Raw genomic sequence first — 19,685 nt, forward strand, 5'->3', positions numbered from 1 at the left:
AGACGGCATACGAGATTCGCCTTAGTCTCGTGGGCTCGGAGATGTGTATAAGAGACAGGTCGCGCAGTTCCCCGCGCCCCTGGGGGAGTGCGGGGGCCTGTGTCGAGGGGCTGGAGTGGGGCCGGGGCGGGAGTCCGGATCGGCTGGCCTTATGGCACTCGCCCATGTGACTCCGCGCCACGCGCCTGAAGGCCTCGCCGGGAGCGCCGACAACCCCGCATGCACCCCCCGTCACCCCCTCACAGCACCAACGCCGCCCCGCAAGCCGCCAACGCGACCGTGCACAACGCCGCTGCCGTGGCGTGGCGTGGGGTGAGGGGGGTCGGGAGGGTGGGGGACGCCAAAGAGTGGATGCGGCGGTGGGCGGCGTAGAGGAAGGTCAGCCAAAACGTGCAGCACAGGGCGCAGGCGATCAGGCCCGCGGGGGACGGTCCGCCGTGCAGCGCCGTCTTCACGGCGAGGACGGCACAGACGGTGCCCGAGAGGGTCGTACGGCGCCAGGCGAGCCGGGTGCGTTCGGGCTGGAGCCCCGGGTCGCGCTCCCCGGCGGCGCGCTCGCTCACCCCTCCCACCCGAGGAACACGACGACGACCATGGCCACGGCCACCACCGCGACCACGAGACTCAGCAACGTGGGGAACCGGGACGCCGGCAGATCCTCACCCCGCCGCATCGCCCGCTCGCACCGCACCCAGTGGTTGACCGCCCGCAGCGAGCACAGCACCCCCGCCGCGAGCAGCGCCAGCGCCAGCCCGACCCGCCAGCCCCAGCGCAGGTCCGGCAGGAACTGGTCCACGGCGAAGCCGCCGCCGATCAGGGCGAGCGCGGTCCGCAGCCACGCCAGGAAGGTGCGTTCGTTGGCGAGGGAGAACCGGTAGTCAGGGGTACGGCCCTCCTGCCGTACCTCCTCGGGGGCGAACCAGACGCGGACGTTCCGTGCGAAATCGATCACGCGCACGAGCCTATCCGCACGGCCGCGGGAGGACGCCGCCGCCCGGTGTTCACCGGCCGCGCCCGGCGCAGCGCTGCGCGGTTTTCGATATGCCGCCGATACGTGCCGGTTCGTAGCATCGGGACCATGCGTGTGCTGATTGTCGAGGACGAGCCCTATCTGGCCGAGGCCATCCGCGACGGCCTGCGCCTGGAGGCGATCGCCGCCGACGTCGCGGGCGACGGCGACACCGCGCTGGAGCTGCTGGACGTCAACACCTACGACATCGCCGTCCTCGACCGTGACATCCCCGGACCCTCAGGTGACGAGATCGCCAAACGCATCGTCGCCTCCGGCAGCGGGATGCCGATCCTCATGCTCACCGCCGCCGACCGCCTCGACGACAAGGCCTCCGGGTTCGAACTGGGCGCCGACGACTACCTCACGAAACCCTTCGAACTGCGGGAACTCGCGCTCCGGCTCAGGGCGCTCGACCGCAGACGTGCCTACAGCAGGCCACCGGTGCGGGAGATCGCCGGGCTGCGCCTCGACCCGTTCCGCCGGGAGGTCTTCCGGGACGGCCGCTTCGTCGCGCTGACCAGGAAGCAGTTCGCCGTGCTGGAGGTCCTCGTCGCCGCCGAGGGCGGTGTCGTCAGCGCCGAGGAGCTGCTGGAGCGGGCGTGGGACGAGAACGCAGACCCGTTCACCAACGCCGTCCGCATCACCGTCTCGGCCCTGCGCAAACGGCTCGGCGAACCGTGGATCATCGCCACCGTGCCAGGCGTCGGCTACCGCATCGACCCGGAGCCCGGCGTGGGCCACCGCATCGACCCGGAGCCCGGCGTGGGCCACCGCATCGAACCGCAGCCCGGCGTGGGCCACCGCATCGAACCGCAGCCCGGCGTCGGCTGCCGCACCGACCCGCAGCCGGGCGCCGGAGACGCGGGAGCGGGCCGTGGATAGGCGGCCCGGGGTGAGCGTCCGCCTGAAACTCACCCTCAGCTATGCCGGGTTCCTCATGGTCGCCGGTGTCCTGCTGCTCGCCGCTGTCTGGCTGTTCCTGCTGCGGTACGTCCCCGACCGCGGGATGCTCTACAACCCCGACGACCGGCCCGCGGGGGTCTTCCCCATCCGGTCCGCCCTCCTGGAGGTGTTCGCGCCGAGGGCGGCCGCCGTGCTGGCGTTCCTGCTGGTGTTCGGTCTGGTGGGCGGGTGGATCCTCGCCGGCCGGATGCTCGCCCCGCTGACCCGCATCACGGAAGCCACCCGCTCGGCCACCCACGGATCGCTCTCCCACCGGGTCCTGCTGCCGGGCCGCAGGGACGAGTTCCGTGAACTCGCCGACGCCTTTGACGCGATGCTCGCCCGGCTGGAGGCGCACGTCGCCGAGCAGCAGAGGTTCGCGGCCAACGCATCGCACGAGTTGCGCACCCCGCTGGCCATTTCGAAGGCCCTGCTCGACGTGGCCCGCGCCGACCCGCACGCCGACACCGGCGAGGTCATCGAACGCCTGCACTCCGTCAACGCCCGGGCGATCGACCTCACGGAGGCGTTGCTCCTGCTCAGCCGCGCCAACCAGCGCTCCTTCACCCGGGAGCCGGTCGACCTGTCCCTGCTCGCGGAGGAGGCCACCGAGACGCTCCTCCCACTCGCGGAGAAGCACGGTGTCGGGGTCGAGACCGGCGGGGACGCCGCCGCCACCGGCGGATCACCCGCGCTGCTGCTGCAACTCACCACGAACCTCGTGCACAACGCGATCGTCCACAACCTGCCCGACGGGGGCGCGGTGCGGGTCACGACCGGCGTCCGCCCGGGGACGGTGGTGCTCACGGTCGAGAACACCGGCGACAGGCTCACCCCGGAGCGGGCCGCCACCTTCGCCGAACCGTTCCAGCGGGGCACGGAGCGCGCGCACACCGACCACGCGGGCGTCGGCCTCGGACTCGCCATCGCCAGGACCATCACCCACGCGCACGACGGCACCCTCGACCTCGCGCCGCGTGAGGGCGGCGGGCTCCGCGTCACGGTGGAGCTTCCGGCGGTCAGCCCATCGAGCGGTACGCCTTGAGCCGTTCGTAGGCCGCCAGTCCGTCGGGCACCCACTCCCAGTCACGCAGCCGGAGCTCCACCTCGTCCTCGGTCAGGAAGTCGTGCCAGGCGACCTCCTCCACCTGGGGGCTGACCGGGAGCTCGCAGCGGACCTCGTAGACCGCGGACCACCAGGTGCGGCCGGCGCCGTCGTCGTAGAGGAACTTGAAGAGGAACTCCGGCCGGGGCAGCCCGCTCACGCCGAGCTCCTCCTCCGCCTCGCGCAGCGCCGCTTCGTCGTAGGACTCGCCCGCGCCGACGACTCCGCCCACGAACATGTCGTGGAGCGAGGGGAAGACCAGCTTGGTGTCCGTGCGGCGATGCACGAACAGCCGTCCCTCGGCGTCCCTGGCCTGGACGAACACACAGCGGTGCCGCAGTCCCTCGGCGTAAGCCGCCCCTCGGGGTGATTGGGAGACGACGTTGTCGTTCTCGTCGACGATGTCGAGGATCTCGTCAGCAGAACTCATGACCCCATCCAACCAGGGGCCACGATTCAATCGGGGGCCAGGACTCAACCAGGCGCCACGCACGCGAACCCACGCGCGACCGACGCCCCGGAACGCTCAGCTCGGCTGAAGATCCCGCCTCGGTTCCGAGCTGTCGGCTCCGCACGGCATCGCCGGGTGCATGCCCAGCAGGACGATGCCCGTGACGATCGCCGCGAGGCCCACCGCCTCCCAGGTCAGCGCTCCCGTGTCGGTGCGCAGGCGGTCGCCCAGGAAACCCACGCCGCAGACGATCCCGGCGAGCGGCTGGGCCGCGGTCAGTGCGGGGAGCGACATCCGCAGCGGGGCCGTCTCGAACGCGCTCTGCACCAGGACCAGCCCGGTGACCCCGAGGGCCAGCACGGCGTACGGCTGCCAGCCGGTCAGCAGCTCGGCGAGGCCGCCCTCGGTGAAGCGCTGGCCGCTGACCCGGGTCAGCGCGTCCTGGACGCCGTAGAGGAGGCCTGCCGCCAGGGCGAGCAGCACCGGGCCCGCGCTCAGCCGGGAGCGCTTGGCGTACGTGGTGAGCAGCAGGGCGAGGCCGATCATCGCGCCGATGATCAGCCAGTGCCGGAGGGGATCGGTGACCGCGCTGCCCCCGCGCGGCTCGCCCGCCACGATGAACGCGCTCACCCCGCCCGCGAGGAGGGCCAGGCCCGCCCAGCCCTGGCGCCCCAGCGGCTGCTTCGTCTGTCGGCGGGACAGGGCGAGGGCGAAGAGCAGGTTCGTGGCGAGCAGGGGCTCGACCAGCGAGACCTCGCCCTGGCCCAGCGCGATCGCGCCCAGCACCATGCCCGCCACCATCAGGCCGATGCCGCCGAGCCACCGCGGCACCTTGACCAGGTCGAGCAGCAGCCGGGGTGAGAGGAAGTCGCTCAGCGGTGCCTGACGGGCCGCGTTCTGCTGGAGCACGAACCCGAAGCCCAGGCAACAGGCCGCACTCACCGCGAGAGTCAGAACCAGAACCGACACGCTGTCTACCTCGATCATCCGGCCGGGCGGCGGCGGAGTGGGGGTGGTAGTCGCCGACTGTAGCGTCCCAGTGCCCGGCTTGCCCCTGGGAGTACCCGCATTCGGACCGTCGACTCTGCCGTCGACGCCATCGACGCCATCGACGCCATCGACGCGATGACCGACAGGACCGGCATCGACGCCGTCGACCCGGACCTCGCGCCCGTCTCGGCGGCGGGGGTTCCCGTCATGGTGCGGGGCGGCGGAAGGCCGCGCCATGGCGTACGCCACAACCATAGGGCCTTGACCGGGCCCCACCAGCATCAATTCACCACAACTTCCCCTCAGGTGTGGAGAGTTGACGCGTGTAACACGCCGTCTGCTCTTGACTCGAACCATGGGTGAGGGGTTGGCTGTGCGTGATCGATCGATGGCGGTGCGAATCACCCGTCGATCTGCCCGCATCGGTTGTCGGCCCGCCCGCACCGGGCCGGGCGCCCCTGTGCACATTCGCCACGTTCCGTGAGGAAAGCTCACACGGTGTCCCCGCCCCCCTTCGGCCGCAGCCGCAAACGCGCCGCCCAGGCTTTCGACGCGGCCCTCGACGACGCCGAACTCGTCGACGCACGCGCCGCGTTGGCGCAGGGCAGATGGCAGGCGGTCCGGACGCTCCTCACCCGCACCGGCGACGACTGGGACCGGCGCGGCCACCGTGTGACGGTGCTCGCCGCGGAGCCGTCCAGCGAGGCCTGGGCCCGCGACTGGCTGGTGGCTGAACCGGACGCCCCGGACGCCGCCGTACTCCTCGCTCTGGCCCTGGTCCAGCGCGTGCGGCAGGGCAAGGGCAAGCCCGAGGCCGCGCGTGAGGCCTGCCGGACCGCGGCCCTGCGCGCGCCCGCCGACCCGACCCCCTGGCTGGGCCTGCTCCTGCTGGAGCGCGACCTCGGCGCGGCCGACGTGATGTCCGACGTCTTCGGCGAGATCAGACAGCGCCACGCCGACCACCACCACGCCCACCACCTCATGGTGGCGCGGCTGGCCGAGCGCCGCTCCGAGGCCGGTCCCGACCCGCTGCACGAGGTGTACGACTTCGCCAACTGGGCCGCCGAGCAGGCCCCCGCCGACTCCCCGCTCGCGATCCTGCCGGTCATCGCGCACGCCGAGCGCTACCGCGCCCTGGCCGCAGCGGGGCACGAGCCGGGAGATCCCACCGCCTCCGGCCACTGGACCGGCCGCCGGGCCCGCCAGGTGATGAAGTCTGCCTTCGACTGGTGGCTGGAGTGGGAGCACGAGGGCCACCCCCGCCGCCTGGTCGACCTGAACTTCCTCGCCCACGCGAAGGTCTGCGAGGGCCGCGGCGCCGAGGCCGCCGCCCTCTTCCACCGCATCGGCGAACGCCCCACCCCGGCCCCCTGGTCCTATCCGGACCGGGATCCGTACTCCGCCTTCCGTACGGCACGCGACAGCGCGCTCGGCACGGTGTAGCACCCCCCAGACCCCAGAAGGACGGTCCCATGACCACCGAGAGTTCCAGCAAGAGCAGACCAGGCATCAGTACGTTCAAGGGGGAGGACCGCGCGCTGCGGGCCGGCCGCCTCGGCACGGGGGGCCTGCTGCTCTCCGTCCTCGCGGCGACCGCGCCCCTCATGGTCGTCGCGGGTGTCATGCCCACCACATTCGCGGTGATGGGGATCGTCGGCCAGCCCCTGCTCTTCGTCGTCCTCGGCGTCGTCCTCGTCCTGTTCAGCGTCGGCTACGCGGAGATGAGCCGGCACGTCCACAACGCGGGTGCCTTCTACGCCTACATCTCCCGCGGCCTCGGCGGCACCGCGGGCGCGAGCGCGGCCCTCGTCGCCCTGGTCGCCTACAACGCCCTCCAGGTCGGCATCTACGGCATCTTCGGCTTCGAGGTCTCCGGACTGTTCGCCACCTACGCCGACCTGTCCGTGGCCTGGTGGATCCCGGCCCTGGTCGCCGCCCTGGTCGTCGGCACGCTCGGCTGGCTGAAGATCGACGTCAACGCGCGCGTGCTCGGCGTCCTGCTGATCATCGAGGTCGCCCTGGTCGTCATCTTCGACATCGCCGCCGTCTCCGACCCGGCCGCCCAGGGCCTGTCCCTGCACGCCTTCAACCCGGACACCCTCTCCGGCGCCGGCATCGGCACCGCCCTGTGCTTCTGCATCGCCGCCTTCACCGGCTTCGAGCAGGCACCCGTCTACGCCGAGGAGACCAGCCGCCCGCACGTGCTCGTCCCGCGCGTGATGTTCCTCGCCGTCAGCGGCGTCGCCGTGTTCTTCGCGCTCAGCAGCTGGGCCCTCACCGTCGCCACCGGTCCCTCGGCCATCGTCGGCGAGGCCCAGAAGCAGAGCGCGGGACTGCTCTTCGGGCTCACCGAGGACCGCCTCGGCGCCACCTTCACCGACGTGCTGCACTTCCTCTTCGTGACCGGCATGTTCGCGGCCCTGCTCAGTTTCCACAACGTCGTCGCCCGGTACGCCTTCGCCATGGGCCGTGAGGGCCTGCTGCCCGCCGCCTTCGGCCGCACGAACAGCGCGAGCGGCGCGCCCGGCACCGGCTCGCTCCTCCAGACCGCCGTCTCCGTCGTGGTCATCGCGGTCTTCGCCATCGCCGACGACAAGCCCACGGGCGACCCGACCGAGCCGGTCCTGCACCTGTTCACCTGGTTCGGCAACATCGGCTCCCTCGGCGTGATCCTGCTGATGGCGGCGGCCTCCGCCTCCGTGGTCGTCTTCTTCGTCCGGCGGGGTGCGGCGGGCGCCCAGGCCTGGCGGCTGATCACCTCGGCCCTCGCGGGGATCGCCCTGCTGGTGATCGCGGTCTACACGGTGAAGGACTTCGACGTCCTCGTCGGCGCGGGCCCGGACTCCTCGCTGAGCTGGGTGCTGCCCGGCATCATCGGCCTCGCCGTGCTGGTGGGCCTGGCGCAGGGCCTGGTCATGCGGGCCCGCAGGCCCGAGGCGCACGCGCGGATCGGCCTCGGCAACGAGGCGTTCCAGCTGGAGAAGGCCGCCGAGGAGACGCCGTAGCACTCCAGGACGGCGCCGAGGAAACGCCGTCGCACTCTGAGAGCGGCGCCGAGGAGACGCCGTAGCACTCTGAGAACGGCGTGAGAAGTCGTTACGGAAGTCTGACGAGCACCCGCGATTCCTGGTCCCGCCGGGGTCGCGGGTGTTCGAATGGATACGTGAACTCCGAACAACCCGAGGAGCGGTCCGGTACGCCGATCGGCCGCCGCGTCCTCCTCGGAACCCTCGGCCTGGGCGCCCTCGGCGTGGTCGCCGCGCCCTCCCTGCAACGCGGCCTGGAGGCCTTCCTCGGCAGCGCCGCCGACAAGGACCCCACGGGCCTGACCGGACTGCTCCCCAACGGAGGCGGATTCCGCTACTACTCGGTGACCTCGTCCGTGCCGCACAAGGACGCCACGGACTACCGGCTCAAGATCGACGGCCTGGTCTCCCGCCCTCGCTCCTACACCCTGGCCGACCTGCGGGCCCTGCCCCAGACGCGGCTGGTCAAGGACGTGCAGTGCGTGACGGGCTGGCGGGTCCCGGACACCCCGTTCGAGGGAGTCAGGCTCTCCGCGCTGCTGGACGCCGCCGGAGTGACCGCCAGGGCCGGAGCCGTCCGCTTCAGCTGCTTCGACGGGGCGTACACCGAGAGCCTCACCCTGGAGCAGGCCCGCCGCCCCGACGTCCTGGTCGCCCTGCGCATGCAGGACAAGGACATCGGCCACTCCCACGGCGGCCCGGTCCGCCTCTACGTGGCCCCCATGTACTTCTACAAGTCTGCCAAGTGGCTCTCCGGCATCACCGTCACCGAGGACGTCGAGCCGGGCTACTGGGAGGACCGGGGCTACGACGTGGACGCCTGGGTCGGCAAGTCGAACGGGCGGGACGATGAACCTACGAGTTGACGCCCCGCCCCGGGCCCGGATCCGGCGCTTCGGCCGCTCCCAGAAGTGGGTGCACCGCACGACGGCCGCACTGATGGGCGTCTGTGTGGCCACGGCGGCCTGTCTCTACATCCCGCAGTTCGCCGAACTCGTCGGCCGCCGCGAGCTGGTGGTGCGCGTCCACGAGTGGGCGGGCCTGGCCCTGCCCGTACCGGTCCTCCTGGGCCTGGCCTCCCGTGCCTTCCGCGCCGACCTGGGCTTCCTGAACCGCTTCGGCCCGCACGACCGGGTCTGGCTGCGCGCCGCCCTGCACCGCGACAAACGCCGGGCCTCGCGCCCCGCGGGCAAGTTCAACGCGGGCCAGAAGGTCTACGCCGCCTGGATCGCCGGCGCGACCCTCGTCATGCTCGGCACGGGCCTGCTGATGTGGTTCACCCACCTCACCCCGATCCAGTGGCGCACCAGCGCGACGTTCGTCCACGACTGGCTCGCCCTGACGATCGGCATCGTCCTCGCGGGCCACATCGGGATGGCCCTGGGCGACCCGGAGGCGCGGAGAGGCCTCAGGACGGGCGAGGTGAGCCAGGAGTGGGCGGAACGCGAACACCCCCTGTGGCGGCCGTAGCCGACAGGGGGCGCCGCAGGGGTCGTACCCCTGGATGACCGGGGTGGTCGTGCCCCTGGATGACCAGGGTGGCCGGACCCCTAGATGACCAGGGACAGCAGCAGCACCAGGCCGCCCGCGACCACCGAGATGATCGTCTCCATGATCGACCAGGTCTTGAGGGTCTGCGGGACGTCCAGGCCGAAGTACTCCTTGACCAGCCAGAACCCGGCGTCGTTGACATGGCTGAAGAAGAGCGAGCCGGCCCCGATGGCGAGGACCAGCAGGGCCGTCTCCCCGGTCGACATGCCTTCCGCGAGCGGCGCGACCAGGCCGGCCGCGGAGATCGTGGCCACCGTCGCCGAACCCGTCGCGAGCCGGATCGCCACCGCGATCAGCCAGGCCAGCAGCAGGGCCGGGATCGACCAGTCCTTGGAGATGTCCAGGACCATCTGACCCACCCCGCAGTCGATCAGGGTCTGCTTGAAGCCACCGCCCGCGCCGACGATCAGCAGGATGCCGGCGATGGGCGCGAGGCCCCTCTCGACGAGCGGCGAGAGCCGTTCCTTGCCGAAGCCGGCCGGGCGCAGCAGCGTGAAGATGCCCACCAGGACCGAGGCCAGCAGGGCGATCAGCGGGGAGCCGATCACGTCGAAGACGCGCTGGGTGAGGTTCTCCGGGTCGTCGATCACGATGTCGACCAGGGCCTTGGACAGCATCAGCACGACCGGGAGCAGGATCGTGGCGAGCGTCGGGCCGAAGCCCGGGCGCCTCTCCAGCTCCTCGGAGGCACGCTGCGGGATCATCCGGTCCGGCGCCGGCACGTCCACCCAGCGGGCCGCGTACCGCGAGAACAACGGCCCCGCGATGATCACCGTCGGTATGGCGACCAGGACACCGAGCGCGAGCGTGACACCGAGGTTGGCGCCCACCGCGTCGATCGCGACCAGCGGGCCCGGGTGCGGCGGCACCAGACCGTGCATCACGGACAGACCCGCGAGGGCCGGGATGCCGATGCGCATGAGCGAGTAGTTGCCGCGCTTGGCGACCATCAGCACCACCGGGATCAGCAGCACCACGCCGACCTCGAAGAACAGCGGCAGACCGATCACGGAGGCGATGAGAACCATCGCCCACGGCATCGAACGGCCGCCCGCCTTCTCCAGGATCGTGTCGACGATCTGGTCGGCCCCGCCCGAGTCGGCGAGCATCTTGCCGAGGATCGCGCCGAGGGCGATCAGCACGCCGACACCGGCGACCGTGGTGCCGAGGCCGGTGGTGAAGCTGGCGATGGCCTTGTCGAGGGGCGCTCCGGCCACCGCGCCGAGCACGAGCGTGCCGAGGGTCAGCGACAGGAAGGCGTGGAGCTTGAACTTGGTGATGAGCAGCACGATGACGGCGATGCCCGCCAGGACGGCGATGCCCAGCTGAGCGTGCCCGGCCGAGGTGATCGGCTCCGGTGCGTCCGCTGCCAGCATCTCGACGCTGAGTCTGGTCACGGGGGTTCCCTTGCAGGTACGGGGGTGTTCTTCGGAAGGGGTGGTGCGGGCGTTCTCTTCGGAAGGGGGCGCGGATGTCCTCCGGAAGAGGCTGTTACCGGGGTGCGGATGCCCTCCGGAAGAGGCTGTTACCGGGGCGCGGATGTCCTCCGGAAGAGGCTGTTACGGCAGTTCGGCGAGCGCTTTCGCGGCCCGCGCGGTGATCTCCTCCGGGCTGCCGGACACGTCCACCGCGACCCCGGCCTCGTCCTCCTGGAGGGGCTGGAGCGTGGCGAACTGCGAGTCCAGCAGCGCGGTGGGCATGAAGTGCCCCTGCCGGTGCGACATCCGGTCCTCGATGAGGGCCCGGTCGCCCGCCAGGTGCACGAAGACGACCCCGGGCGCCTCGGCCCGCAGCCGGTCGCGGTACGACCGCTTCAGCGCCGAGCAGCTGACCACCCCGCCGAGCCCCGCCCGTCCGTGCGCCCAGGAGCCGATGGCGTCCAGCCAGGGCCACCGGTCGTCGTCGGTGAGCGGGGTGCCGGCCGACATCTTGGCGATGTTGGCGGGCGGGTGGAAGTCGTCGCCCTCGGCGTAGGGAACGCCGAGCCGGGCGGCGAGCAGGGGACCGATGGTGGTCTTCCCGGTGCCCGCGACGCCCATGACCACGACGACCTTCGGGGTACTCATCACTGCCTCGCTGTCCTCGTCCGCTGCCGTCCCCGGCATCTGATGCCGACGCCACTGAAGCCGATTAGGTAGGACTATTCAAGAGTCCGAACCAAATAAGTCTGACTTTTTCTCGGCGTGACGCGCCCCGTACTCTGAGTGCATGAGCACATCGGGCCGGGGGCTGCACGGCCGGGTTCTGGACACCCTCGGCCCCGCGATCACCGCGGGCGAGTACCCGCCGGGCAGCGTTCTGCGCACCGACGAACTGGCCCAGCGTTTCGACGTCTCACGCTCGGTGATGCGGGAGGCGGTCCGGGTCCTGGAGTCGATGCACCTGGTCGAGTCCCGCCGCCGGGTGGGCGTCACGGTCCGCCCGAAGGCCGAGTGGAACGTCTACGACCCGCAGGTCATCCGCTGGCGGCTGGCCGGCGCCGACCGCCCCCACCAGCTGCGCTCACTGACCGTGCTGCGCTCGGCGATCGAGCCGGTGGCGGCCGGCCTGGCCGCCAAGCACGCGACCGCCGAGCAGTGCGCCGAACTCACCGAGTGCGCGCTCGGCATGGTCGCCAACTCCAAGGGCCACCGCCTGGAGGGCTACCTCTTCCACGACATCGCCTTCCACCGCGTGATCCTCAACGCGTCCGGCAACGAGATGTTCGCCCGCCTCGGGGACGTCGTCGCCGAGGTCCTCACCGGCCGCACCCGGCACGAGGTCATGTTCGAGGACCCCGACCCTGCCGCCGTCACCCTGCATGTCCGGCTCGCCGAGGCGATCCGCGCGGGCGACGCGGGCCACGCCGAGGCACTGACCCGCGAGATCGCGGAGGGCGCGCTCCACGAACTGGACATCCTCGCGCCCTAGTCGAGGAAAGCCGTCAGTCCAGGATGTCGCCGTCCACGTACACCCACGCACCCTCGGTCCGCTCGAAGCGGCTGCGCTCGTGCAGGGAGCCGCCCCGGAACGAGGCGCGGAAGGTCACCGTGGCGGTGGTGTGGAAGGCCGAACCGTCGGTCGTGTCCAGGATCTCGAGTCCCGTCCAGCGCATGGCCGGGTCGAGCTCCAGCGCACCGGGACGGGTCCGGGGGTGCCAGGTGCGCAGCAGGTAGTCCCGCTCCAGCTTCACGAAGGCGCTGTACCGCGAACGCATCAGCGTCTCGGCCGTCGGCGCGGCGGCCTCGCCCCGGTGGAAACGGCCGCAGCAGGCGTCGTACGGCTCCTGACGACCGCAGGGACAGCCGGGCCGCTGCCGCGGGGACCGGCGGCTCACGGCTGCACCGTCCCGGAGTTGGTCGGCGGGTGCGCCGGCCGTGCCGGACCCAGCGTCGGCAGCGCGGGCAGCGCCCCGCCGTGCACCCAGGCCCGGAACAGACCGTCCAGCGACTCGTCCGCGTACCGGTTCACATGGGCCGCGAGGGTCGCGGTGGTCACGGCCCCGCCCTTGTGCAGCCCGGCCCAGCCGCGCAGCATCCGGAAGAACGCCTCGTCGCCCAGCGCACAGCGGATCGCGTGCACGGTGAGCCCGCCGCGCTCGTAGAGCCGGTCGTCGAACATCGACTTGCGGCCGGGGTCCGCGAGGCGCAGGTCCTGGGGGAGCGAGGACAGCAACCGGTGCGCGGCGGCGGCGAGTTGCTGGGCCGTACGGCCCCCGGAGCGCTCGGACCACAGCCACTCGGCGTACTTGGCGAACCCCTCGTTCAGCCAGATGTGCCGCCAGTCGGCGATCGACACGCTGTTGCCGAACCACTGGTGGGCCAGCTCGTGCGCGACCAGCCGCTCCGAACCCCGGGCCCCGTCCACATGGTTGGCGCCGAACAGCGACAACCCCTGTGCCTCGACGGGCACATCGAGCTCCTCCTCGGTGACGAGGACCGCGTACTCGTCGAAGGGGTAGGGCCCGAACAGCTCCTGGAACAGGTCCATCATCTGGGGCTGCCGCGCGAAGTCCCGCGAGAACTCCGGCAGCAGATGCGCCGGGATGTGCCCGTGCTGCGGTACCCCGCCGGGGCCCGGGTCGCCGAGCAGCACCGTCTGGTACTTGCCGATCGCCAGCCCGACGAGATAGCTCGACGTGGGCGCGGCCTGCTCGTACACCCAGGTCGTCGTGGACGCCTTGGTCGTACGGGTCAGCAGCCGCCCGCCCGCCACCACCGCGTAGGCCGACGGCGTGGTGACCGAGATCTGGTACGACGCCTTGTCCGCGGGCCGGTCGTTGCACGGGTACCACGAGGGCGCCCCGATCGGCTGGCTCGCCACCAGCGCCCCGTCCTCCAGCTCCTCCCAGCCGAGCCCGCCCCACGGGCTGTTCACCGGCTTGGGATTGCCCGACCAGTGCACCTCGACCGTGAACGCGGCCCCGGGGCGCACCGGCTTCGCGGGCCGGATCCGCAGCTTGCCGCCGCGATGCGTGTAGTGCGCCTGCCGCCCGTCCACCCGCACCCGGCCGATCTTGAAGCCGGACAGGTTGAGCATGAACTCGGAGAGCGGCGAACGCCCCGCTATGGCGTTGATCCGGGCGCTCGCGGCCAGCCGGTTCGGGGCGGGGCGGTAGTCCAGCGCGAGCTCGTACCGGTGCACCCGGTACCGGGCGTCACCGTGGTCCGGGAAGTACGGGTCCGAACCCGCCGCCTGCTGAACTGCCACTGCCGCTTCCGCTCCCTGCGCCGCGTCGCCACTCGGATCCGCCGGTACACCGCTCACCGACTCCGGGTGGCCCGCGTTCAGGGACGCCATGCCTCGATCGGGTTGCCGAGCCAGCGGGTGTCGTCCGGGACGGACTCCGCGGCCATGACGAGCGACGCGGGACCCAGCGTGGTGCGGGCCCCGACCGTGCTGCCGGGCAGCACGATCCCGCCAGGGCCCAGCGTGGCGCCCTCACGGAGAACAACAGTATCCGTCCGCAAGATCCGGTCGTGGAAGAGGTGGGTCTGGAGCACACAGCCCCTGTTGACCGTCGCCGCGTCCTCCAGCGTCACCAGGTCGGTCTCCGGCAGCCAGTAGCTCTCCACCCAGACGCCCTTGCCGATCTTCGCACCGAGGCCCCGCAGCCACGCCGTCATCAGCGGCGTACCGGGCACCGAACCCGCCAGCCACGGCACCGCCAGCACCTCTACGAAGGTGTCCGCGAGCTCGTTGCGCCACACGAAGCCGCTCCACAGCGGGTGCTCCCCGCTCCGGTGCCGCCCCACCAGCAGCCACTTCGCGATCACCGACACGAGCCCCGCCACCGCACCTGCGGCCAGCAGCACCACCCCGGCCAGCAGCCAGGCCCACGGCCCCAGCACGCACAGCGCGGCGATCGTCAGCACCGCGAGCCCCGCCGAGCAGAACACCGGCACGATCCGGCACAGCTCCACCAGACCACGCGCCCACAGCAGCCCCGCCGAGGGCTCGTACGTCCGGCTCTGGTCGCTGTCGGCCGTGCTGCGCGGCAGCTTCACCGGCGGCAGACCCAGATACGACGTGCCCTTCTTGGCCTTCTTCGGCGTCGCCGACAGCACACCCACCAGACCGCCGTCCGGCACGGTCCGCCCGGGCGCGGTCATCCCGGAGTTCCCGAGGAAGGCCCGCCGCCCGATCTCCGCACGCCCTATCCGCACCCAGCCGCCACCGAGCTCGTACGGCGCGGTCAGCGTGTCGTCGGCCAGGAACGCGCCCTCGCCGACCGTCGTCAGGCTCGGCAGCGCCAGCACGGTCGACACCTCGGCACCGCGCCCGATCCGCATCCCGAGCAGCCGCAGCCACACCGGGGTGACCAGACCCGCGTACAGCGGGAACAGCGTCTCGCGCGAGCGGTCCATCAGCTGGGTCACGGTCCACGCCTGCCACCCGATGCGGCTGTGCGTCGGATACGTCCCCTCGCGCAGCCCCAGGCTCAGCAGCCGTACGGCGACCAGGAGCAGCAGCGCGTAGGCGAGCCCGAAGGCGAGCGTGGCCGGGACCAGCGCGAGCGCCACACCGCTGGCCGTGAACTCCGGCATGACGATGGCGTGGGCCACGAGGAGGGCCGCTCCTCCGGCGAGCACCGGCAGGGCACTGAGCGCGAAGCCCGTGACGCCGTACATCGCCCGCCACCACGTGCCCCGCACCGGCCGTTCCTTCGGCCAGTTCCGCTTGGCCTTGCCGAGCTTGACCGCGGGCGCGCCCGCCCAGCGCTGCCCGGTCGGGATCTGCCCGGTGACCGCCGAACCCGGTGCCACCTCGGCCCGCTTGCCGACCCGGGCGCCCGGGAAGAGCATGCTGCGGGTCCCGACGACCGCGTGCGCACCCACCTTGACCTGGCCGATCTCCAGCCGGTCGCCGTCCAGCCACCAGCCGGACAGGTCCACCTCGGACTCCACCGCCGCACCCCGGCCCAGCTTGAGCATGCCGGTCACCGGCGGCAGCGAGTGCAGGTCCACGTCCGGACCGATCCTGGCGCCCAGGGCCCGCGCGTACCGCTCCAGCCAGGAGCCGGTCAGCGAGGTCGCACCGGTGAACTCGGCGAGCCGCTCGGCCGTCCACAGCCGCAGATGGACGCTGCCACCGCGCGGGTGACGGCCGGGCTGCACACCGCGCAGCAGCAGCCGCGCCCCGCCCGCCGCCAGAGCGAGCCGCCCGGGCGGACTGAACAGCAGCAGGGCCCCGGCTCCCACGAGCCACCAGGAGACGTTCGGCAGCCAGGAGTACGGCAGGACATGGCCGAGCGCGGCCAGCGGCACCATCCAGCGCAGCCCCATCAGGGTGAACAGGGGCAGCAGAACGAGGAGTTGAATCGCCTTGGCGCGCAGCGGCACCGGCGCGATCACCCGCGCCGCGCTGTCGTCCTGCGCGGACTCCTCCAGGTGCCGGGCCAACTTCCGCAGCGTGGGCTGCTGGTAGATGTCGAGGACGGCCGCGCTCGGGTAACGGGTGCGCAGCCGGGTGGTCAACTGGGCGGCGGCCAGACTGGATCCGCCGATCGCGAAGAAGTCGTCACGGGCACTGGAGACCGGCATGCCGAGCACTTCCGCCCACTGCTCGGCGAGCCAGGCCTCGGTGCCGTACAACTCCTCCGTCTTCACGGCGCCTTCGAGCCCCTCCAGCGGCCAGGGCAGCGCGTTGCGGTCCACCTTGCCGGAGGTCCGGGTCGGCAGGTCCTCGACCGGGGCCAGCAACGGCACCAGGGCGGCGGGAAGTTCGGCCCGCAGCTTCGCGACCGCGGCCGCGTGGTCCCAGCCGTCCTGCGTGACGACGTACCCGACCAGGAGCTGGTTGCCGCTGCGGGCGGTGCGCACGGCGGCGGCCGCTCCCGCGACCCCGGGCAGGGCCTGGAGGGCCGCGTCGACCTCGCCGAGCTCGATCCGCCGGCCGCCGAGCTTGATCTGCTCGTCGGCCCGCCCGAGGAAGACCAGCCCCTCGGGCTCCGCCTTCACCAGGTCACCGCTGCGGTACGCCCGCTCCCAGCCCAGGGACTTCAGCGGCGCGTACTTCTCCGCGTCCTTCTCGGCATCCAGGTACCGGGCCAGCCCGACCCCGCCGATCACCAGCTGCCCGCTCGCGCCCATCGGCACGGGCTCCCCGGCCTCGTCCACCACGGCCAGCTCCCAGCCGTCCAGCGGCAGCCCGATCCGGATGGGCTCCGCACCGGACATGAGCGAGGCGCAGGCCACCACGGTCGCCTCCGTCGGACCGTAGGTGTTCCACACCTCGCGCCCCTCGGTGACCAGCCGCTGCACCAGCTCGGGCGGACAGGCCTCACCGCCGAAGATCAGCAGCCGGACGTCGTTGAGGGTCTCGGGCTCCCACAGCGCGGCGAGCGTCGGCACGGTCGACACGACCGTGATCTCCTGCTCGACCAGCCAGGGTCCGAGGTCGGCTCCGCTCCTTACCTGCGCCCGCGGCACCGGCACCAGACATGCCCCGTACCGCCACGCCAGCCACATCTCCTCGCAGGAGGCGTCGAAGGCGACCGACAGACCCGCCATGACGCGGTCGCCGGGGCCGATGGGGTCGTCGGTCAGGAACAGGTTGGCCTCGGCGTCCACGAAGGCCGCCGCGCTGCGGTGCGAGACGGCGACGCCCTTGGGCTTGCCGGTGGAGCCGGAGGTGAAGATGATCCACGCGTCGTTGTCGATGCCGGGCCGGGCCGCGGGGGCCTCGGCGCGTCCGTGCACGGTCAGCTCGTGCCCGGCGCCGACCACGGCCCGCACCTCGGCCTCCCCGAACACCAGCTCGGCCCGCTCGTCGGGGTCCTCGGCGTCTACGGGGACGTAGGCGGCGCCGGCGGCGAGCACGGCCAGGATCGCGACGTACAGGTCGTTGCTGCCGGACGGCACCCGGACGCCCACCCGGTCGCCGAGGCCGACCCCGGCAGAGGCGAGCCTGCGGCGCAGCCGCTCCACCTCGACGGCCAGCGCCCGGTAGGTGAGCCGGGTCGTGCCGTCGTCGAGGGCGAGCTCGTCGGGGTAGGACCGCACGGACGCGTCGAGCACGTCGACGAGCGTGCGGGGTGAGGCGGCGTGCCCCCCGGAGAAACGGGCGGTGTCGCCGAACTGGTCGCGGATCTCTGCGCTGAACTCTTCGTTGAGCAGGCCGAGAGCGCTGCTCTCGTGAATGGCTGCCATCGGTCCTCGCGTCTCGATCCCGGAGGCCTCCGGGGCGCTGGCGGGCCCGCAGGTCTGCCTGGGGTTGTCCGGGTCCAGCTCGTAACAAGCCGGAAATTTTAGTACGAAGCTAGGTCCGTGCGGCTTGATCGGCCATTCCGGTGGGCTGTTCGGGGACTGAAAGAGATCGTCGGCGATGCTTTGACCTGCGGGTCTTCACTCCGACGAGAGATCGCACACACGGTGCGTGAAACGCAGACGACGCCGACCGATGAATCGGTCGGCGTCGTGCCTGGTGTCCGAGGGGGGACTTGAACCCCCACGCCCGATAAAGGGCACTAGCACCTCAAGCTAGCGCGTCTGCCATTCCGCCACCCGGACAAGGTGTCTGTCGTGCGGGGTCCTCCCCGCGGCGACGAAGGAAACATTACCAGGCTTTCGAGGGGCCCCGATCACCCCCCGACGGCCGCCCGGACCTCCCGTGAACGGCGTGTGACGGGCCGGGACCCGTCTTGGGGCGGGCCGGGTCGCGGAGGCAGGATGAGGGGAACCACCAGCAGTGACAGCGGGAGGAACAGCGTGAGCGACACGGACACGGCCAGGGACGTCACCGGCGAGGACGAGGTCGTGGACCTCTGCCGCGACCTGATCCGCTTCGACACCAGCAACTACGGCGACCACTCGGGGCCGGGGGAGCGCAAGGCGGCCGAATGGGTCGCGGAGAAGCTCGCCGAGGTGGGGCTCGACCCGCAGATCTACGAGTCGCACCCGGGACGCGCCTCCACCGTGGCCCGGATCGCCGGCGAGGACCCGTCCCGGCCCGCGCTGCTGATCCACGGCCACCTGGACGTCGTACCCGCCAACGCCCAGGACTGGACCCACGACCCCTTCTCCGGCGAGGTCGCGGACGGGTGCGTCTGGGGGCGGGGCGCCGTCGACATGAAGGACATGGACGCGATGACCCTCGCGGTGGTCCGTGACCGGCTGCGCAGTGGGCGCAGGCCGCCCCGGGACATCGTCCTCGCGTTCCTCGCCGACGAGGAGGCCGGCGGCACCTTCGGCGCCCGGCACCTCGTCGACCACCACCCCGAGCTCTTCGAGGGCGTCACCGAGGCGATCAGCGAGGTCGGCGGTTTCTCCTTCACCGTGAACGAGCAGCGCCGGCTCTACCTGATCCAGACGGCCGAGAAGGGCATGCACTGGATGAAGCTGACCGTGGCCGGCACCGCCGGGCACGGCTCGATGATCCACCGGGACAACGCCATCACCGAGCTGTCCGAGGCGGTCGCCCGGCTCGGCCGGCACAAGTTCCCGGTCCGCGTCACCAAGACCACCCGCGCCTTCCTGGACGAGCTCGGCGACGCGCTCGGCACCGAGCTGGACCCCGAGGACATGGAGGGCACCCTCGCCCGGCTCGGCGGTATCGCCAAGCTCATCGGCGCGACCCTCAGCAACACCGCCAACCCGACCCAGCTCGGCGCCGGCTACAAGGTCAACGTCATCCCGGGCGAGGCCACCGCGCACGTCGACGGGCGCTTCCTGCCCGGCTTCGAGGAGGAGTTCCTCGCCGACCTCGACAAGATCCTCGGCCCCAAGGTCAAGCGCGAGGACGTGCACTCCGACAAGGCCGTGGAGACCACCTTCGACGGCGCGCTCGTGGACGCCATGCAGTCCGCGCTGGTCGCCGAGGACCCGGCCGCCAAGGCGATCCCCTACATGCTCTCCGGCGGCACCGACGCCAAGTCCTTCGACGAGCTCGGCATCCGCGGCTTCGGCTTCGCCCCCCTCAAGCTGCCGCCGGAGCTGGACTTCGCCGGCATGTTCCACGGCGTGGACGAGCGGGTGCCGGTGGACGGTCTGAAGTTCGGTGTGCGGGTGCTCGACCGCTTTATCGACGCGAGCTGACGGGGGAGCGGGCGCGGCCATCGGTATGTTGACGCGTTGATTCGCCCGCTCGTGCGAGATCGCCCGGGAAGGGTGAATGCGCTCATAAGCTCGT

General features: G+C 71.8%; 17 protein-coding genes and 1 tRNA gene. 8 read left to right on the plus strand and 10 right to left on the minus strand.

Features of this window, described 5'->3' with window-relative positions:
• Positions 1 to 239 precede the first annotated feature (239 nt).
• Positions 240 to 563: a DUF202 domain-containing protein gene (locus tag IF54_RS0129650; RefSeq protein ID WP_030324238.1), complete on the minus strand. Its 324-nt coding sequence runs from the start codon at positions 561 to 563 to the stop codon at positions 240 to 242.
• Positions 560 to 952 (minus strand): YidH family protein, encoded by a 393-nt coding sequence (locus IF54_RS0129655; RefSeq protein ID WP_030324239.1) that lies wholly within the window; start codon positions 950 to 952, stop codon positions 560 to 562. The genes IF54_RS0129650 and IF54_RS0129655 overlap by 4 nt, the downstream gene beginning before the upstream one ends.
• 126 nt (positions 953 to 1,078) lie before the next feature.
• Between IF54_RS0129655 and IF54_RS0129660 the strand changes: the two genes are divergently transcribed.
• A complete protein-coding gene (locus tag IF54_RS0129660; RefSeq protein WP_234439096.1) occupies positions 1,079 to 1,894 on the plus strand; it encodes a response regulator transcription factor in 816 nt (271 codons plus the stop codon).
• A gap of 10 nt (positions 1,895 to 1,904) precedes the next feature.
• Positions 1,905 to 2,999 carry a sensor histidine kinase gene (locus IF54_RS0129665; protein WP_030324244.1) on the plus strand — a complete coding sequence of 365 codons (1,095 nt, stop codon included), beginning with the start codon at positions 1,905 to 1,907 and terminating at the stop codon, positions 2,997 to 2,999.
• On the opposite strand, the gene IF54_RS0129670 is transcribed toward IF54_RS0129665, so the two are convergent.
• Both IF54_RS0129670 and IF54_RS0129675 read right to left on the minus strand, forming a co-directional pair.
• Complete coding sequence (locus tag IF54_RS0129670) at positions 2,974 to 3,489, minus strand: NUDIX domain-containing protein (protein ID WP_030324247.1); 516 nt, start codon at positions 3,487 to 3,489, stop codon at positions 2,974 to 2,976. The genes IF54_RS0129665 and IF54_RS0129670 overlap by 26 nt on opposite strands.
• A 96-nt stretch (positions 3,490 to 3,585) precedes the next feature.
• On the minus strand, positions 3,586 to 4,479 hold the full coding sequence (locus tag IF54_RS0129675) for a DMT family transporter (RefSeq protein WP_030324249.1): 894 nt from the start codon (positions 4,477 to 4,479) through the stop codon (positions 3,586 to 3,588).
• A 519-nt stretch (positions 4,480 to 4,998) separates the two neighbouring features.
• Here IF54_RS0129675 and IF54_RS0129680 point away from each other — a divergent pair.
• The 4 genes from IF54_RS0129680 (at position 4,999) to IF54_RS0129695 (ending at position 8,996) form a co-directional block, all read left to right on the plus strand.
• Complete coding sequence (locus IF54_RS0129680; protein ID WP_030324250.1) at positions 4,999 to 5,943, plus strand: hypothetical protein; 945 nt, start codon at positions 4,999 to 5,001, stop codon at positions 5,941 to 5,943.
• Positions 5,944 to 5,972: 29 nt separating this feature from the next.
• Positions 5,973 to 7,505 carry an APC family permease gene (locus IF54_RS0129685; protein ID WP_030324251.1) on the plus strand — a complete coding sequence of 511 codons (1,533 nt, stop codon included), beginning with the start codon at positions 5,973 to 5,975 and terminating at the stop codon, positions 7,503 to 7,505.
• Between the two features lie 158 nt (positions 7,506 to 7,663).
• Entirely contained in the window at positions 7,664 to 8,392 is a 729-nt protein-coding gene (locus IF54_RS0129690) for a molybdopterin-dependent oxidoreductase (protein WP_030324252.1), read from the plus strand.
• On the plus strand, positions 8,376 to 8,996 hold the full coding sequence (locus tag IF54_RS0129695; protein WP_030324255.1) for a cytochrome b/b6 domain-containing protein: 621 nt from the start codon (positions 8,376 to 8,378) through the stop codon (positions 8,994 to 8,996). Before IF54_RS0129690 ends, IF54_RS0129695 begins: the two co-directional genes overlap by 17 nt.
• A gap of 80 nt (positions 8,997 to 9,076) precedes the next feature.
• On the opposite strand, the gene IF54_RS0129700 is transcribed toward IF54_RS0129695, so the two are convergent.
• Both IF54_RS0129700 and IF54_RS0129705 read right to left on the minus strand, forming a co-directional pair.
• Positions 9,077 to 10,474, minus strand: coding sequence for a GntP family permease (locus tag IF54_RS0129700; protein ID WP_030324257.1), 1,398 nt, complete (start codon positions 10,472 to 10,474; stop codon positions 9,077 to 9,079).
• Between the two features lie 162 nt (positions 10,475 to 10,636).
• Complete coding sequence (locus IF54_RS0129705; RefSeq protein WP_030324259.1) at positions 10,637 to 11,143, minus strand: gluconokinase; 507 nt, start codon at positions 11,141 to 11,143, stop codon at positions 10,637 to 10,639.
• Positions 11,144 to 11,285: 142 nt separating this feature from the next.
• On the opposite strand from IF54_RS0129705, the gene IF54_RS0129710 reads away from it, so the two are divergent.
• Positions 11,286 to 11,987, plus strand: a complete 702-nt coding sequence (locus tag IF54_RS0129710; protein WP_030324262.1) for a FadR/GntR family transcriptional regulator — start codon at positions 11,286 to 11,288, stop codon at positions 11,985 to 11,987.
• Positions 11,988 to 12,000: 13 nt separating this feature from the next.
• Here the strand turns inward: IF54_RS0129710 and IF54_RS0129715 are convergent, their stop codons facing one another.
• The 4 genes from IF54_RS0129715 to IF54_RS0129730 form a co-directional block, all read right to left on the minus strand.
• Positions 12,001 to 12,393: a YchJ family protein gene (locus IF54_RS0129715; protein WP_030324265.1), complete on the minus strand. Its 393-nt coding sequence runs from the start codon at positions 12,391 to 12,393 to the stop codon at positions 12,001 to 12,003.
• The gene (locus IF54_RS0129720) at positions 12,390 to 13,766 is read right to left on the minus strand and encodes a M1 family metallopeptidase (RefSeq protein ID WP_030324267.1); all 1,377 of its coding nucleotides are present in this window, start codon (positions 13,764 to 13,766) and stop codon (positions 12,390 to 12,392) included. The genes IF54_RS0129715 and IF54_RS0129720 overlap by 4 nt, the downstream gene beginning before the upstream one ends.
• A gap of 77 nt (positions 13,767 to 13,843) precedes the next feature.
• Positions 13,844 to 17,707 carry a Pls/PosA family non-ribosomal peptide synthetase gene (locus IF54_RS0129725; RefSeq protein ID WP_030324270.1) on the minus strand — a complete coding sequence of 1,288 codons (3,864 nt, stop codon included), beginning with the start codon at positions 17,705 to 17,707 and terminating at the stop codon, positions 13,844 to 13,846.
• Between the two features lie 272 nt (positions 17,708 to 17,979).
• Positions 17,980 to 18,067 (minus strand) — tRNA-Leu (locus IF54_RS0129730).
• A gap of 198 nt (positions 18,068 to 18,265) precedes the next feature.
• On the opposite strand from IF54_RS0129730, the gene IF54_RS0129735 reads away from it, so the two are divergent.
• Positions 18,266 to 19,591 (plus strand): M20/M25/M40 family metallo-hydrolase, encoded by a 1,326-nt coding sequence (locus IF54_RS0129735; RefSeq protein ID WP_030324273.1) that lies wholly within the window; start codon positions 18,266 to 18,268, stop codon positions 19,589 to 19,591.
• Positions 19,592 to 19,685 lie beyond the last annotated feature (94 nt).

The sequence above is a fragment of the Streptomyces sp. NRRL B-3229 genome (assembly GCF_000719505.1).
Classification (GTDB): Bacteria; Actinomycetota; Actinomycetes; order Streptomycetales; family Streptomycetaceae; genus Streptomyces; species Streptomyces griseorubiginosus.